The following is a 16,328-nucleotide window of genomic DNA, read 5'->3' as shown; positions in this document are numbered from 1 at the left end:
GCTCCGGTTACTTGACGGCGTTCTGGGCCGCGGTGAGCGCGTCCTTCGGGGACTTGGACCCGCTGAGGGCCGTCTGAACCGCCTTCCACATCTGCTCCGAGATCTTGGGGTACTTGGTGCCGAGGTCGTTGCTGGTGCGTCCCTCGGCCGCCTTGACCGCCTCGACCCACGGCTTCAATTTGGCGTCGGAGGCAACCTGCTTGTTCTGCACCACGCTGGTGGGGGCCACGTAGGACAGGGTGGTGTCGGTGGCGTAGAGGTTGTCTGTGCTGGTCAGGCAGGCGACCAGCTTGCGTGTGGTGGCGTAGCGGCCGGTGTCGCCCTGGACGGGGACGGTGACGAACTCACCGCCGGTCGGGGCCGCGGCGTTGCCACCGGAAGCGCCGGGTATCGGGAGGACGCCGTATTCGAATCCGGCCTTCTCGGCGTTGGCGAGCTGCCAGGTGCCGTTCTCGGCGAAGGCGTAGTCGCCGGTGGCGAACTCCTGCCAGCTGGTGGTCTGCGTGTTGTTGAGCACCGAGTTGGGCGCGTAGCCGTTCTTCAGCCAGCCGTTCCAGAGGGACAGCGCCGACTCGCCCTGGGAGGAGTCCAGTTGGGTGAGCTTCGCGCCCGCGCCCCAGAACCACGGCAGGAACTGGAAGCTGCCCTCCTCCGTGCCGATCGCGGAGAAGGTGATGCCCTTCTTGCCCGCCTTCTTGACCTTCTCCAGGGCCGCCGTCAGCGACGGCCAGTCCTTGACCGAAGCGATGTCGATGCCCGCGGCCTTGAGGACCTTCTTGTTGTAGTAGAGGGCAAGGGTGTTGGCGCCGATGGGTGTTCCGTACGTCTTCCCGCCCGACTGGCCTGCCGCGAGGAGGTTGGGGTCGACCTTCGAGGTGTCCACCTTGTTGTCGGCCGTCGTGGTCAGCACCCCCGCCTCCGCCAGGGTCGAGACCACGGGATTGTCGACGATGAGCACGTCCGGGGAGTTGTCCTGCTGGGCCGCCAGCAGCGCCTTGTTCGCCAGGTCGCTGGTGTCGAACGCGGTCCGCTTGATCTTGACGCCCGCCTTGGTGCCGCAGCCGTCGAGCAGCTTCGCCCACGCCGAGTCCTTGGCGAACTGCGGGTAGGGGTCCCAGAGGGTGTAGGTGCCGCCGTTCTCCCCTTTCGCGGACGAGCTGCCGCCGGACGAACATGCGGTGGTGCCTGTGGTGAGGGCGACGACGGTCAGGGCCGCGGCGGTGAGCCGCCGTCCGGTGGATCCGTTCATGGCGCGTTCCTTCGTGTTTTCGGCAAGGGCATGCCGAAGCTGCGGGTCGGGAAGCAGCCGGCCGAGCACGGCCGGTGAAGACGCGGAGCTGTGGACGTGGGGGGAAGTGGGTGAAGGTCAGGCGTTCGAGCCGGGCCCGGCATCCGGGTGGGTGTGGGCGGGGCCGGTGCTCGCGCGCAGTGAGATGGGCGGGGTGAGCAGGTGGTGGCGTGGCGCCGCTTCGGGATGGTCCAGCCGCTCGACGAGCAACTCGACGGCGAGGTGTCCCATCTGCTCGGCGGGCACATCCGCCGCGGTGAGCTGCGGGGTCACCGTCTCCGCCCACCGGCCGGCCACGACCCCGGTGACGGAGAAGTCGCGCGGCACATGGCGGCCCGCCGCGGCCAGGCCACGGTAAATACCGCCCAGCGCGGCCTCGTTGAGCGTGACCAGCGCCGTGGTGGCCGGGTCGTCACGCAGGATCTGCTCCACGCACACGTGGCCGGAGGGGGCGTCGTCGCCGCAGTTGTACGTCCGTGCGGTGAGCCCTCGCTCGGCCGCAGCCTTGGTGAAGCCGTCCAGGCCTCGGTGAGCCGACTCGTAGCCGGCGCGCAGCATGCGCTCGGGCCGGTTCACGAGGGCGATCCGGCGGTGGCCCAGGTCGGCGAGGTGGTCGACACAGGCCGCCGCCAGCGCGGTGTGGTCCAGGCCCACCCACCAGTCGCCGTCCGGCTGTGCGGTGCGGCCGATGCAGACGGCCGGGAAGTTCTCGGCGACGAGGTGATCGATCCGGTCGTCCTGGAGTCTGATCTCCATCAGGATCGCGCCGTCGACCCGCCGCTCGCCCAGCAGCCGCTGGAACGAACGGTCGCTGTCAGCGCCGCTCGGGGAGAGCAGCACGTCGTAGTCGTAGGCCGCCGCGGCCTCCACCACGCTGCCGATGAAGTCGAGTTGCATGCCGGTGTAGTGGGTGCCGGCGGGAGGGAAGACCAGGCCGAGGGTGCTGGTCCGGCCGTTGGCCAGGGCACGGGCGCTGGCGTTGGGCCGGTAGCCCAGTTCGTCGATGACCCGCTGGATCTTCTGCCGGGTGTCGTCGGACACCGGACGCTTGCCGCTGAGCGCGTACGAGACGGTGCTCCGGGAGACACCGGCCCGCCGGGCGATCTCACCGATGTTCACGGGACTCCTTCTTCGAACCGGTTCGATGGCGAGCCAGTTGTCGAACCGGTTCGCGTGAAGGGAAGTTAGGAGGGGGCGGGTCGCCTGTCAATACCTGGCGCGCAGTTCAGGAAAACGGCGGCCAGTCCGCGTCGGAGGTATTGCTGCCCCATTTCCACCGGTGCTAGCTTCCGGCGAACCGGTTCGATGCAGCCGCCGCATCTTCCCTGCGCCACACCGAGTCTGACGGTCTGACACCAGGCCCGCCCGGCTCGCTGCCCATCGAACCGGTTCGAATCCCGGACGGCACGGATCACCCCACGGAGACCTCAGTGCGATCCAGACGCAGCAGAAGAAGAGCCGGCGCCGGTGCCAGCACCGTCGCGGCCCTCGCCGCCCTACTCGCCGCACCCACCGTCGGCCCGGCCCGAGCGGCCGAGCCCGAGCAGCTCGCGATCGACCTGGCCGATGACACCGGCGCCTTCCACGGCGGCGCCTCCGGCTCGCTCTACGGTGTCTACGGCGACGGCGTGCCCAGCCGTAACGTCCTCGAGGGCATGCACATCCGCACGGTGTCGACGAAAGCGCAGGACGGACCCCAGCATCCGGGGGCGGACGCCCTGGAGATGCTGCCGCCGTTCGTGGACTCCGGCGGCGAGGACGTCTACATCTACATGACCGACATCTACCGCGGCTTCCCGTACGAGTGGCCGGGTGCCGACGGTCCGGCGCGGCTCGCCGACTTCGAGGCGAAGATCAAGAAGCAGGTCCAGCAGGTCCTGACCATGGGCGACTACAAGAACCATGTCGTCTTCGTCCCCTTCAACGAACCCGAAGGGAACATGTTCGGCACAGGCGAACGGAGCTTCAACAAGGTCTCCTGGCTGAACGACCCGCAGTACTACTTCGAGGCCTGGAAGGAGGTCTACCACCTCATCAAGGACCTCGACCCGGACGCCCGCATCGCCGGACCCAACACCAGCGTCCTCTACAACCAGGTCAAGGGCTTCCTTCAGTACGCCAAGGCCAACGACGTCGTCCCCGACGTGATGACCTGGCACGAGCTGTCCAGCCCCGCCTCGGTCCGCACGAACGTGGCGAAGTACCGGCAGATGGAGAAAGACGTCGGGGTCGGCCCGCTGCCGATCAACGTCAACGAGTACGGCCACAACTACCACCTCTCCGTGCCCGGCCAGGTGGTCCAGTGGGTCTCCGCCATCGAGGAGTCCAAGATCGATGCCGACCTGGCGTACTGGAACATCGACGGCAACCTCAACGATTCCGCCGTCGAGGCCGACAAGGGCAACGGACAGTGGTGGCTGTTCAACGCCTACGGTCAGATGTCCGGCCACACGGTGCAGGTGACCGCCCCGCACCCCAACCAGCAGTACACCCTCCAGGGCGTCGCCACGCTCGACGAGAGCAAGAAGCAATCGAGGGCCCTCTTCGGCGGCAAGGGCGGCGACGCGGACGTGGTCTTCAAGAACATCGACCCCAAGCTGTTCGGCACGACCGTGCACGCCACCGTGCAGGAGATCCCGTGGACCGGCCAGGTCGGAGACTCGGCCCCACCGCTGCGGCTGGCCGATCAGGAGCTCAAGGTCGGTGCCGATGGCGCTGTCACCCTGCCCATGACCGGCATGAACGAGATGTCGGCGTACCAGGTCATCCTCTCTCCCGGCGGCAACGGCGGTGTACCGGACGCGCCCTCCGTCGGTTGGCGCCAGACGTACGAGGCGGAGAACGCCACCTACACCGGCAGCGGTTACTCCAAGAACGGCCCCGAGGGCACGCCCACGAACGTCGGAGGCTTCGCGACCTCCGGCTCCTACAACGTGGGCGGCCTGCGCACCGGCTCCGACGGCGTTCTCGCCTTCGACGTCGACGTCCCGCAGGACGGCACCTACGACCTGAGCGTCTTCGCCAACTCCTACAACCTGTACGACCTGGTGAAGGAACAGGGCCCGACCAACGTCTTCCTGCGCGTCGACGGCGCCGACCCGCAGGAGCTGCGGCTGCCCCTCGGCTACAAGTGGGTGGTCTGGGGTCACACCGACACCCAGGTGAAGCTGACCGCGGGCAAGCACCGCATCACGCTCGCCGCGAAGGATCCGGATCTCGGTGTCACGAAGGGCGACGCCATCGTCGACAAGATGGATCTGTCGCTGCGCGACCGGCATGTGACCGCGCCCGCGGTCTACGAGGCCGAATACGCCACCCTCTCCGGAACCCGGCCCGGTTACACCTACCCCGGCACCTCGGGCGCCGGTGCCGTGCCACTGGCCAAGGGCGACTCCGCGACCTTCTGGGTCTACTCCCGCACCGACGGTGAAGCGACCGTGTCCGTCGACCACTTGGGCGGCGGCCGCGCGAGTCTCTCCCTCAACGGCGAGAAACTCGACGTGCCCCAGGTCGGAGGCGGCAGGAAGGGCACCGACCGGGTCCGGATGTTCCTGTCCGGTGGCATCAACAAGATCACCGTCACCGGCGCCTCACATGAACTGGCCCTCGACCGGCTGCGGGTCACCCCGTCCAGCGGCACCCTGACGACCAAGGTGTACCAGGCGGAGGACGGCACCGTGACCGGCGCCGCCAAGGTGACCGACGCCTACACCTTCGCCTCCGCCGGCAAGGCGGTCACCGACATAGGCGATGGAAAGGCCAACGCCCTCACCATCGATGTCACCGCCCGGCACGCCGGACGGCACGCGGTGACCATCCGGTACTCCAACGGCGAGCAGGCACCCGCGACCCACTACAACCCCGACCCGATCGCCCGGCACGCCGACCTCTCGGTCAACGGCGGACCGGCCCGCAGGGTGCTGTTCCCGACGACCTTCCACTTCGACAACTTCTGGGAACTGACCGTCCCGGTGACGTTGAAAGAGGGCACGAACCGGCTGTCGTTCACCGCGGCGGAACTGCCCGACTTCAACGGCGACACCTACAACCAGTACGACCAGCGGTCCCCGTACGCGCCGGTCATCGACCGGATCGCCGTCACCCCGCTCGCCGTGAAGTAGCGGGCGGCGGTCTCTCCCCCCTCCCCCGACGAAAGAGCCGCACATGCGCCTGCGTTCACCACGCCCACTTTCCACAGCCGCCGTCCTGTTGGCCACTCTGGCTGCGAGCCTGCTGCCCGCCACCGCCTCACATGCCGCCGACACGAGCGTCACCGTGGATTTCGCCACCTCCGGAGGCGCCCCGACGTACCACGCCTCCGGCACGATCTACGGAATGGCCCCGGACGGCTCACTGCCCCAGGACCACTTCTTCAAGGACATCAAGTGGCACTTCATGCGAGCCGGCGGCGCCCAGCTCAACAGCGGCGGCTACGCCACCAACCTCGCCGACTACCAGACCCGCTGGAACTCCACCCTCGCCCAGTACAGGCGGACGGTCGCCCTGGGCGGCACCTTCGTCCTGCTCCCGCACGACCTGTGGGGCGCCGACGGCACCACCAGCCAGGGCTGGCCCGGCGACAACGGCAGCTGGACGCAGTTCGACAACTTCGTCACCCAGCTCATCAGTGACGTCAAAGCCAACAACATGACGGTCCAGTGGGACCTGTGGAACGAGCCCGACGGCAGTAACTTCTGGGGCGCCTCGCAGAGCCAGTACCTGCAGATGTGGTCCCGGTTCTACGCCAAGGTACGGGCCGCCTTCCCCAACCAGCTGATCGTCGGACCCAGCACCGCGAGCCAGCCCAACACCTCCAACACCTGGTGGACGACCTACCTGTCCTACGTCAAGGCCAACAACGTCGCCCCGGACATCTACAGCTGGCACGACGAACCGGGCGACCCGGTCACCGACGTCGGCCGCGCCAACTCGACCCTCACCGCGGCGGGGCTGACCAACTCCCGGCCGTACCAGATCAACGAGTACGCGACGCTGTCCATGCAGTCCCCGGGCGGCGGTGCCTGGTTCATCGGCCGCCTGGAACGGGCCGGCGCCGACGGACTGCGCGGCAACTGGGGCGGGGGCACGAACCTGCACGACTACGAGGCCAACCTGCTCACCAAGAACAGCGCCGGCCAGTACGTGCCGCTCGGCGAGTGGTTCATGTACCGCTCCTACGGCTCGCAGAGCGGCAACATCGTCAACCTGATCCCCGGCACCGGCACCGACGGCCTGGCGACCAAGGACAACACCGCCAAGAACGCCAAGATCCTCCTCGGCAGCAACGGAAACACCGGCACCGTCACCGTCAACCTCACCGGCCTGAACACCACGTCGGTCGTGGAGAGCGGCAAGGTCCGCGCGGTCCTCCAGCGCGTCCCCTACAACAACGGGGCCGCGGTGACCGGCCCGGAGACCATCTCCGACACCACTCTGACGGTGAGCAACAACTCCACGTCGGTGAGCGTCCCCTGGTCGAACGCCAAGGACGGTTACACCATCACCCTGCTGCCACCGTCCAACACCACCATCTCCACGGTCGCCGTCAGCCAGAACAGCGGCCAGTGCCTCGACGACACCGACCTCAGCACCGCCAACGGCACCCAGTACCAGCAGTACTACTGCGAGGGCGGCTATCAGCAGATGCTCGACCTCAAACCGGTCGCCGGCCGGACCAACACCTACACGATCGTCAACGAGCTCAGCGGCAAGTGCCTGGATGTCTCAGGCGCCTCCACGGTCGACGGCGCCGCCGTCGACCAGTACACCTGCAACGGCCAGACCAACCAGATGTTCACCCTCAGCCCCGTCACCGCACTCGGCAACAGCCACGACTACCAACTCGTGGCCGTGCACAGCGGAAAGTGCGTCGACGTCTCCAACGTCTCCACCCAGCCGCGGGCCCTGATCCACCAGTGGACCTGCGATGCGGCGAGCACCCTCAGCACCAAGAAGAACCAGATCTGGCGTCTGCAAGGCAAGGCCTGAGCCTCCGCCCTCTGCTCTCCGTCAATGGGCGAGTGGAGGGCGACACCTTGCGGGACGCCGTCCGCAGCCGACAAAGATCAGAGGGTGTCGGCCAAGCCGGTGAGGAAGCCGTTCACCGAAGCCGTCGGGCGGAGGGACCCACTCGGCCCAGAAACGGGTATTACGGCTCTGCCGTTCCAGAAGGCGTCGATAAGGTCAGCGACGAAGCCTGCGGCTGGAGTCGCAGGCCGGCGCGCCGTCTCACCGGCGCGGACGACGCCGGCGGTAGTGCGCACCCCTGTCAGCACCACGCTTTCCTCGGCTTCTTGTGCCTTCGGAGGCGTGGTCGCGGAGGCCGCGGGGCGCGACGACGCCGATGCACGACCACCTCAACAGCCATGGGCAGAGCGCGGGGTTCACTGCGGAAGTTGAGCCGTTATGCGCCTGTCGTCGAGCCCGGGCGGACGATCATCAGGACCACCACGATCAGCCAGGCGAGGGCGAACAGGCCGGTGATCATCGACAGGCGGGGCAGCCGGGCGATCAAGGATTCCGCGGCGGTCGAGGCCTGGTCGGGCTTGTCGAGCTGGGCGACCACGTCGTCCTGGGTGCCGAGCACCGCGATGCCCAGCAGTACGGCGGCCACCGCTGTCAGAGCCATGGAGACGATGAGCCAGGCGCTGCCCATCACGCCCATCACTTCGGCGGTGCCGATACCGAAGGCCGGGACGGAGACGCCGGCCACGGCGTAGACCCGGCAGATCCGGTGCAGCAGCCGGACCGAGCCCTTGGCCGACTGCTGCTCCGGGCCGGCGGCCAGTGCCTGGCGTGCAAAACGCGGGAACAAGCTCGCCGCAATGGTGACCGGTCCGATGAGCAGGATCGCCGCCAGCACGTGGATGCTGAGCAGAAGTTTGGCCATGGCGGTGTCTCCTTTTCGCGCGCACGCCGGCGCGGGGCGTCAGGCGCACGGTTTCAGTCGGGCTTGAAGTGGCCCGACGGTTGATCACGGCGTCGCCCGGGGGGTCCGGCCGTCCGTCTGACCGGTGCTCAGTTCGCGGGCGGTGCCGGTGTTGATGGCTGTGCTCAGCGATCAACACCGGCTGTTCGGGGGACGTTGTTCGGCCGAAGGTTCTGTGGGCGCCTCGCACCATCCCGTTGACGTGGTGCTTATGCCTCGGCGGATGTCCGGGGACTGTGAACCTTCTGGCGGACGAACAGCAGCGCAGGCACGGCCATGACGATGAGTACGACTCCGCCTATGACGTTGCCCAAGTGCACGGCGTCGGTGAACGCCTTCGGTACCGCCGTTCCCACCACGCGAGCAAGGGATGCGGGGAGGTCCGTCGCGCCGCCGCCGTGTGACGCGCCCTCCACGATCCTGTCCGCCCGCGGCGAGGGGATGCCTGCCTCGACGAGACGGTCATGCAGGTTCCGGGGGAAGCGACTGGTGACGACCGTTCCGAGCACGCTGGGACCGAGCACCGTTCCCAGTTGACGAGCCATGTTCACCGCTGCAGCCGCCATGCCCTCCTGCTGTGGCGGCACACTGTTGACCGCGGCAGCCGTCGAAGGCGCCGTCAACAGGCCCGCGCCGATGCCCGCCACGAGCAGTCCGGGCCACATCGCCCCGTAACCTCCCGAGGCATCGGTCGCGAGCAGCGCGAGAGACCCGGCTCCGATGAGGACCAGACCCGTGCTGATCAAGGATGTGAGGCCGACCCGGTGTACCAGCACCCGGGCCGCCACCACGGTGACCAGGAGGAACGTTCCGAACAGCGGCAGCAGGCGCACGCCGACGTCGAGGGGACTGGTCTGTCCCACGCGTTCCATGTAGAGCACGCTGAGCAGGGCGACGCCGACCAGTCCGAAAACGCTCACAGCAGCCACGCCCATGACGGCCGAGAAGGAGGCGCTCCGAAAGAGCCTCAGGTCCAGCATGGGGTCGGGGTGCCGGAGTTCTACGCGCACGAACATGAACAGGGATACAGCGAAGACCACATACATGGTGATGATCGGCGCCTTGGTGTATCCGGTGGCGCCACCCTGAATGATCGCGTAGGTGGCCGAGGCCGTCATCACTGTGCCCAGGACAAGCCCAGCAGGATCGAGTCTGCGGGTGGGGTGTCGGGACTCGGCCACGAAGACCGGGGCCAGGAGGAGGGCCGCGCCGGCGATGACGATGTTGGCGATGTAGACGGCGTGCCAGGAGAAGTGTTCGAGCAGGGCTCCGGCGAGGATCGGGCCGATGGCCAGGCCCACTCCGGAGCACGCGGCCCAGATGCCGATCGCGGAGGTGCGCTCGTGCGGGTCGGTGAACGTGGCACTGACAATCGCCAGACTCGTCGGCAACACGGCCGCCCCGCCGAGGCCCGCGATGGCCTGTGCGGCGATGAGCATGCCGGCACTGCCGGCGAAGACAGCGACCACGCTGCCGGCCAGGAAGACGGCGGCACCCAGGCTGAACACGCGTCGACGCCCCACGAGGTCGCCGAAGGTCCCGGCGGACATCACGAAGCTCACGACAGCGAGGCTGTACGCGCTGGTGATCCATACCAGCGTGCTCGCGGTGACGTGCAGGTCGCTCTGTATGTCGCCCAGCGCCGAGATGGTGGAGGTGACGTCGACGAAGGCCATCATGACGCCGAGGCAGACCACCAGAAGGCCGAGCCAGCGGGCCCGCCCGCTGCCGGGGCCCGCGGCGCGGGAGGCTTGAGCCGGAACGGACGCCGTCATCGGACCGCCACCGCCCTCTTCTGCGAGACGCCCAGCGACACCACACCCGCGACAGCCATGAGGGCCATCGTGACCAGCCATGCGTGCCGATAGGTCTCCAGGGAGGCTCCGCCGGAGGCGGTGCCGAGCATGGCGACCAGGATGCTGATGCCGACGACCGAGCCGATCTGAGTGGACATGGTCACGATCGCGCTGCCGGTAGCGGCCTGCTCGGGGCGCAGACCGACCGTCGCGGAGGAGACGACGGTCGGGAGCGCCAAGCCGGCGCCGAACCCGAAGAGCAGCCAGCACGGGAGGACTCCGGAGGCGTAGTTCGGGTCGTTGTGCATCAGAACGGCGAAGAGAAGGATGCCGACAGAGGCGATCACACTGCCGACCGCCGCGATGACGCCGGCCGGGATCCGGAATCGACGCTGGAGGGTTTCACTGGCAGTAGCAGCCACCGCGAAGCCGATCGGGCCGGGAAGACTGGCGCATCCGGTTTTGATGGCGGAGTAGTGCCAGTGGTTCTGCAGCCAGAGGATCGTCGACAGCAGGAGGGCGGCGAACGAGGCCAGTTGCAGCATGCCGGCGAGGTTCGCCGAGGCGAAGATCCGGTCACGGAAGAGCGACAGGTCAACTACAGGCACCTGGTGCCGTGACGAGCGGAACAGAAACGCCAGCAACCCGACCACTGCCACAACCAGGGACATGACGACCCGGGTGTCCGACCAGCCCCAGTCGGGCGCCTTCACCACGCCGAGAGCCAGGGCACCGACCACGACGATCAGCAGGACGCCGCCGAGCAGGTCGGGGATGCGGGCGTCCTGTTCGTGCTTGACATTGGCCACGAGCCGGGCGGCCAGCACGATGGCGAGCAGCCCGACGGGAATGTTCACCAGGAACAGCCACCGCCAGGAGACCTGGACCAGCAGCCCGCCGAAGATCGGTCCACACACCCCGGACAGCGAGCCCGCGGTGAACCAGATCTTGACGTACCGCTCCACCTTGTCGGCGGGGGCGCTCGTCAGGACCAGGCCGAGGCTGGCGGGGGTCAACAGGGCGGCGCCCACCGCCTGAAGGGCACGGAAGACGACCAGCACCCATACGTCGCCGGACAGGGCCGCCCCGAGACTCGCCGCTACGAAGACGGCCATGCCGAGAAGGAAGCCGCTCTTGCGTCCGAAACGGTCGGCGAGCCGCCCCGCAGGGACGAGAAGGGCGGCGAAGACGATCGCGTAGCCGTTGAGCACCCAGCTCAGGTCCGACAAAGAGGTCGAACCCAAGCCCTGCCCGATGTTCGGCAGACCGACGTTGGTGATCCACACGTCGAGTTGGCCAAGGAAACTCGCCATGGCCAGCACGGCGAGGATGAGAGCCGGCCGTGTTCTCGATGTACCCCCACCTTCTGTCTGCGCTCGCGCAGGGGCCATCTGATCTTGCGAAGACATGCGTCTCATCCGTTCCGTGGGCTTCGAGGTATGCCGTGAGTAATGGGCGGCAGAGTTCTGGACCGCCTTGTCAAGAACCCTATGAAGTTCTGGAACGACATGTCAAGAATGCTCGGGTGACCTGTAAACTGACCCCATGGGACGCCCACCAGGTTTCGACAAGGACAAGGTCGTACAGGCCATCGAGCGACAGTTCCGCCGTACCGGATACGCCGGTACCAGCGTTGACGACATCGCCAAGGCCGGCGGGCTGGGCCGCGGCAGCCTCTACGCCGCCTTCGGCGACAAGAGCAACCTGTACCTGCAGACGCTGGCGGCCTACTGCGACCGCACCGAGACCGCCTGGGCGGCGGTACTCGAAGGCCCCGACGAGACCGCGCTGGAACGGCTGCGGGCATACCTCGTCAAGTCGGCACGGTTCGTCCACGACGACCCCGACCGGCTCGGCTGCATGGTGACCGGTTTCGTCGTCGAGGGCGTCGACCACGATCCGCAGGCCAACGAACGAGTCCGACAGGCCCTCAGGAGAATCGAGGGCTCACTGACCGAGTGCGTTCAGGCCGCACAGCGCCATGGCGACCTCGAACCCGAGGCGGGCGCCTCCGAAATCAGCCAACTGCTCATGGCCGTCAATCGCGGCATGGAAGTGATGGCCAAGGCCGGGCTCGACGCAGCAGCGCTGGAGCGCGTTGCCGATCAAGCATTCGAAGGACTCCCACTCACAGCACGGGCCCGGTCCCGGCAGACGCCCCGCCCAGTCGCCTCCGACGCCCTCTGAACGCTGCTTGCTCGCGGGTCCGCAGTACGTTCAGCGTTCTGCGGCGAATGACTCGATGTAGGCCAGGGCCCCGTACAGCGCGTCACGCAGGGGTGTGGACTCACCGGCCGCCTGGTCCAGTAGTGCTCCTCCTTGGAACGCGGCGGCGAGCAGGTGGGCGAGCGCGGCCGGATCGGCCTCCGGCCGCAACTCGCCGCGCTCGCGCATCTTGCTCAGGCCGCGCTTGAACAGCTCCTGCCACCGCCCGAAGCCGTCTGCCACCGCGTCCCGATGAGAGGGCTCGGTCTTGACGACCTCAGCGGCCAGCGAGCCGAACGTGCAGCCGCCGCGCAGCATGTCCTGGGATCCGACGTACATGTCGGCCCACCGGTACAGGGCGGCGAAGCTGTCCAGTTCACCCAGCTCGGGCGCCTGGTGGCGGGCGACAATGCTGTCGGCCTGCCAGGCGAGCACCGCGCGCACCAGGGACTCCTTGGTGGGGAAGTGGCGCGTCAGCTGCGAGCCGCTGACCCCGGCGGCCTCCCGGATCTGCTCGTTGTTGGTGTTCTGCGCACCGTGTTCGTAGATCAGCTCGGCGGCCGCCCTGACGATTCGTTCGCGTGTGGCCAGGCCCTTGGCGGTCAGTTTCCGACCCGTCGCTTCGCTGGTGGTGGTCATGGTGACCATCGTACCGCAAAAAGGGGCTTGGCAACCCATTCCTCGAGGTGTCTCCTGGAGGCAGACCAAAAAGGGGCTGTCAAGCCCATTCCTCTGGGAAGGCAGACGGGATGTCCACACAGGCTCCACCGCAGGCGGTCGCCACGACACCGCGAACCGCCCCGGCCCCGGCCGCCACCGAGGCGGGTCACCCGCGCCGATGGAGCATCATGGCGGTGCTGGGAGCCGTCGCCTTCATGGCACAGCTCGACTTCTTCGTCGTCAACGTCGCTCTCGACGGAATCGGGCAGTCGTTCCCGGGCACCAGCGTCGCGAGCGTGTCGTGGATTCTGTCGGCCTACGCGATCGTCTTCGCCGCCGTGCTCGTGCCCGCGGGCCGGATCGCGGATCACTGGGGACGCAAGAAGATGCTGCTGTCCGGAGTGGCACTCTTCACCCTCACCTCCGCCGTCGCGGCCGCCGCACCCAGCCTCGGCGTGCTGGTCGGCGCCCGGGCTCTCCAGGCCGTCGGCGCGGCGATGATCGTGCCGACCTCGCTCGGCCTGCTCTACCCGAGCTTCCCCAAGCGCCAGCACACCCTGGTGGTCGGCCTGTGGGCGGGCGTGGGCGCGATCGCGGCCTCGGCGGGCCCGCCCGTCGGCGGTCTGCTCGTCACCCTCGACTGGCGATGGATCTTCCTGATCAACGTTCCCGTCGGCATCGCCACCCTCGTCGCCGGCGCGCTGCTGCTGCCCGAGGTACGTCAGCCCAGAGGTGCCGCCGTGCCGGACGCGGCTTCCGCCCTCGCGCTGTTGCTGGCCGTGAGCCTGCTGGTGCTCGCCACCGTCCAGGGGCCGGGATGGGGCTGGACGGACCTCCGCACCGTGGCCCTGTTCGCCGCAGCCGCCCTGGCCGCCGCCGCGACCGTCGAGCGCACCCTGCGTGCCAAGGCGCCCGTGATCGAGAAACAGCTGTTCGCCGGCAGGCAGTTCACCGCCGCCACCGCGGCCCTCTTCCTGTTCTCCGCCGGCTTCGCCATCGTCCTGCTCAGCACCGCCCTGTTCATGCAGGAGGTCTGGCACTTCAGCCCGCTGCGCGCCGGCGTCTCCATCGCCCCGGCCCCCCTGACCTCGATCGCCTTCGCGATGAACGCCGGCCCCATCCAGCACCGCTTCGGACGCACCGCCCCCGCCGTGACCGGCACGCTGGCCATGGCACTCGCCGCCGGCTACTGGATCGCGGCCGTGCACACCACCCCCGACTACTGGGGCGGCATGTTCCCGGGCCTGATCCTGGTCGGCCTGGCCGGCGGTCTGACCCAGGCGCCGCTGTTCGCAGCCGCCGGCACCCTCGCACCCGAACGCGCCACCACCGGCAGCGCCGTACTCAACATGAGCCAGCAGATCGGCAGCGGCGTGGGCGTGGCCCTGCTCGTCGCCCTCACCCCCCAAGCCACGACCACCGGATTCGACCACGCCTGGTCCGTCCAGGCCGGAGCCGGAATCGCCGCCGCCGGCGCGCTGCTTGCCCTCCGGCCCCGCCACACACCCTGACCACGTGGCCTTGGCCACTCGGACCGGGCCCGCAACCGCAGCCCCCTGCCGGACGGGCGTCGCACCGCCTCCCACTCATCTTCTGCGGCGCCCGCTCGAAGGACTGACGCTGGATTTCCCACCAGCTCCCTCTCAAGAAACGGAGATCACCATCATGGAACGCAACCTCCTCGTGATCGGGGCCACCGGCAAAACCGGCGGCCACACCACCGAACTCCTGCTCCAGCGCGGGCACCGCGTCCGCGCACTCGTCCGCGGTCTCGACGGGCGCGCCGAGCGGCTCGCCGCCCTCGGAGCGGACATTGTGGAAGGCGACGTCCTCGACCTGGACTCCCTGGCCCAGGCGGCCAAGGGGACCGATGCCCTGTACTTCACCTACCCGATCCGCCCCGGCCTGATGGACGCCACCGCGAACGTGGCCCAGGCGGCGGAGGAGAACGGGGTCCAGGCGATCGTGAACATGTCGCAGATCTCCGCCCGCCGTAACACCGCCAGCAACGCGGCACGCCAACACTGGGTCGCCGAACGCGTCCTGGACCACTCCCCGGTCCCCGTCACCCACATCCGCCCGACCTTCTTCGCCCAGTGGCTGATCGACACCTGGGCCGACGGAACCGGCGAACTACGCCTGCCGTTCGCCGACGGACGCCACGCCCCCATCGCGGAAAGCGACCAGGCGAAGGTGATCGCGGCCATCCTTGAAGACCCCGCCCCGCACGCCGGCCAGATCTACCCGCTGTACGGAGCCGAGGAGCTCAACCACTACGAGATCGCCGAGAAGATGTCGCGGGCGCTGGACCGCGAAGTCACCTACGTGCCCATCGAACTCGACGAATTCGCCGCCATCCTGCACGGGCGCGGCGCGCCGGACCACCTGATCCAGCACCTGCTCGCCGTGGCCGTCGACTACCGCAACGGCGTCTTCGCCGGCACCAACGACCTGGTGAAGACGATCGGCGGCAGCGATCCCCTCGACGTCGAGGGTTTCATCGCCCAGAACCGCGCGGCCTTCGACCTGCCCACTGCCTGAACACCGGAGAAGACAATGAGCGTTTGGTTCATCACTGGATCGTCTCGGGGCTTCGGCCTGGAGATCACCCGTGCCGCCCTCGCCGTCGGCCACCAGGTGGTCGCGACCGCGAGGAAGGCCGAAACCGTCCGCGAGCAGTTTCCCGACGCCGGCGACGCGCTGCTCACCGTGCCGCTGGACGTGACCGACCCGCAGAGCATCCAAGCGGCCGTCGACGCGGCGGTCGAGCGGTTCGGCAGGATCGACGTCCTGGTCAACAACGCCGGCACCGGACTGCTCGCCGCCGTCGAAGAGTCCGACGACGCCGCGGTCCGCGCGGTCTTCGAGACCAACGTGTTCGGCCCGCTCGCCGTCCAACGCGCCGTACTGCCGGTACTGCGGCGCCAGCACTCTGGCCACGTGATCAACATCAGCTCCATCGTGGGCTTCGCCACCGCGCCGGGCTGGGGCATCTACGCCTCCACGAAGTTCGCCGTCGAAGGCTTCACCGAGACCCTCCACACCGAACTGGCCCCCCTCGGCATCCACGTGACGCTCGTGGAGCCGGGCTTCTTCCGCACCGACTTCCTCGACCCCGCCAGCCTGCACACCGGCCCCGACACGATCGACGACTACGCGCCCACCGTCGGCGCGATGCGTGCAGCCGCCGCGAGCCTGAACCACACCCAGCCCGGCGACCCGGTCAAGGCCGCGCGCGCCATAGTCGAGATGGCCGCCGCCCCCGAACCGCCCCTGCGCCTCCCGCTCGGAGCCGACACCCTGCAAGCCTTCGACGCCAAACTGGACACCTTCCGCAAGGAGATGGACGCCTGGCGGCACGTCGCCCTCGCGACCGATCACGACTAGGACACCACCCCTGAATCCGCCTTCTTCGCCACCACGGTCCGAAGCCACTCAGGACCTTCGGCCA

At 68.4% G+C, this 16,328-nt stretch carries 12 protein-coding genes; 6 read left to right on the top strand and 6 right to left on the bottom strand.

Annotated features, from left to right (window positions below; translation table 11 throughout):
* Positions 1–7: 7 nt before the first annotated feature.
* Positions 8–1,249, bottom strand: a complete 1,242-nt coding sequence (locus FNV62_RS50860) for an extracellular solute-binding protein (protein WP_143630173.1) — start codon at positions 1,247–1,249, stop codon at positions 8–10.
* A gap of 117 nt (positions 1,250–1,366) precedes the next feature.
* Positions 1,367–2,407, bottom strand: coding sequence for a LacI family DNA-binding transcriptional regulator (locus FNV62_RS50855; protein WP_097282123.1), 1,041 nt, complete (start codon positions 2,405–2,407; stop codon positions 1,367–1,369).
* Positions 2,408–2,718: 311 nt separating this feature from the next.
* Here FNV62_RS50855 and FNV62_RS50850 point away from each other — a divergent pair, with 311 nt between their 5' ends.
* Positions 2,719–5,409 carry a cellulosome protein gene (locus FNV62_RS50850; RefSeq protein WP_143630172.1) on the top strand — a complete coding sequence of 897 codons (2,691 nt, stop codon included), beginning with the start codon at positions 2,719–2,721 and terminating at the stop codon, positions 5,407–5,409.
* An 88-nt stretch (positions 5,410–5,497) separates the two neighbouring features.
* Positions 5,498–7,276 (top strand): RICIN domain-containing protein, encoded by a 1,779-nt coding sequence (locus FNV62_RS50845; RefSeq protein ID WP_225900701.1) that lies wholly within the window; start codon positions 5,498–5,500, stop codon positions 7,274–7,276.
* Between the two features lie 415 nt (positions 7,277–7,691).
* Here FNV62_RS50845 and FNV62_RS50840 read toward each other — a convergent pair whose 3' ends face one another.
* From FNV62_RS50840 to FNV62_RS50830, 3 genes are all read right to left on the bottom strand, one after another.
* A complete protein-coding gene (locus FNV62_RS50840) occupies positions 7,692–8,177 on the bottom strand; it encodes a DUF2269 family protein (protein ID WP_097282126.1) in 486 nt (161 codons plus the stop codon).
* A gap of 248 nt (positions 8,178–8,425) precedes the next feature.
* Positions 8,426–9,991 (bottom strand): MFS transporter, encoded by a 1,566-nt coding sequence (locus FNV62_RS50835; protein ID WP_144316266.1) that lies wholly within the window; start codon positions 9,989–9,991, stop codon positions 8,426–8,428.
* Positions 9,988–11,325, bottom strand: coding sequence for an MFS transporter (locus FNV62_RS50830; protein WP_205522489.1), 1,338 nt, complete (start codon positions 11,323–11,325; stop codon positions 9,988–9,990). The genes FNV62_RS50835 and FNV62_RS50830 overlap by 4 nt, the downstream gene beginning before the upstream one ends.
* 232 nt (positions 11,326–11,557) lie before the next feature.
* On the opposite strand from FNV62_RS50830, the gene FNV62_RS50825 reads away from it, so the two are divergent.
* On the top strand, positions 11,558–12,199 hold the full coding sequence (locus FNV62_RS50825) for a TetR/AcrR family transcriptional regulator (protein ID WP_143630164.1): 642 nt from the start codon (positions 11,558–11,560) through the stop codon (positions 12,197–12,199).
* A 30-nt stretch (positions 12,200–12,229) separates the two neighbouring features.
* On the opposite strand, the gene FNV62_RS50820 is transcribed toward FNV62_RS50825, so the two are convergent.
* Complete coding sequence (locus FNV62_RS50820) at positions 12,230–12,856, bottom strand: TetR/AcrR family transcriptional regulator (RefSeq protein WP_060898735.1); 627 nt, start codon at positions 12,854–12,856, stop codon at positions 12,230–12,232.
* A 110-nt stretch (positions 12,857–12,966) separates the two neighbouring features.
* On the opposite strand from FNV62_RS50820, the gene FNV62_RS50815 reads away from it, so the two are divergent.
* The 3 genes from FNV62_RS50815 (at position 12,967) to FNV62_RS50805 (ending at position 16,264) form a co-directional block, all read left to right on the top strand.
* Positions 12,967–14,388 carry an MFS transporter gene (locus tag FNV62_RS50815; RefSeq protein WP_143630162.1) on the top strand — a complete coding sequence of 474 codons (1,422 nt, stop codon included), beginning with the start codon at positions 12,967–12,969 and terminating at the stop codon, positions 14,386–14,388.
* A 154-nt stretch (positions 14,389–14,542) separates the two neighbouring features.
* On the top strand, positions 14,543–15,418 hold the full coding sequence (locus FNV62_RS50810; protein ID WP_097282131.1) for an NmrA family NAD(P)-binding protein: 876 nt from the start codon (positions 14,543–14,545) through the stop codon (positions 15,416–15,418).
* A gap of 15 nt (positions 15,419–15,433) precedes the next feature.
* Complete coding sequence (locus FNV62_RS50805) at positions 15,434–16,264, top strand: oxidoreductase (RefSeq protein WP_143630161.1); 831 nt, start codon at positions 15,434–15,436, stop codon at positions 16,262–16,264.
* Positions 16,265–16,328 lie beyond the last annotated feature (64 nt).

This window comes from Streptomyces sp. RLB3-17, assembly GCF_007113425.2.
Classification (GTDB): Bacteria; Actinomycetota; Actinomycetes; order Streptomycetales; family Streptomycetaceae; genus Streptomyces; species Streptomyces mirabilis_D.
Note: the sequence above shows the minus strand (reverse complement) of the source record. Positions and strands in the feature narration are given on the sequence as shown.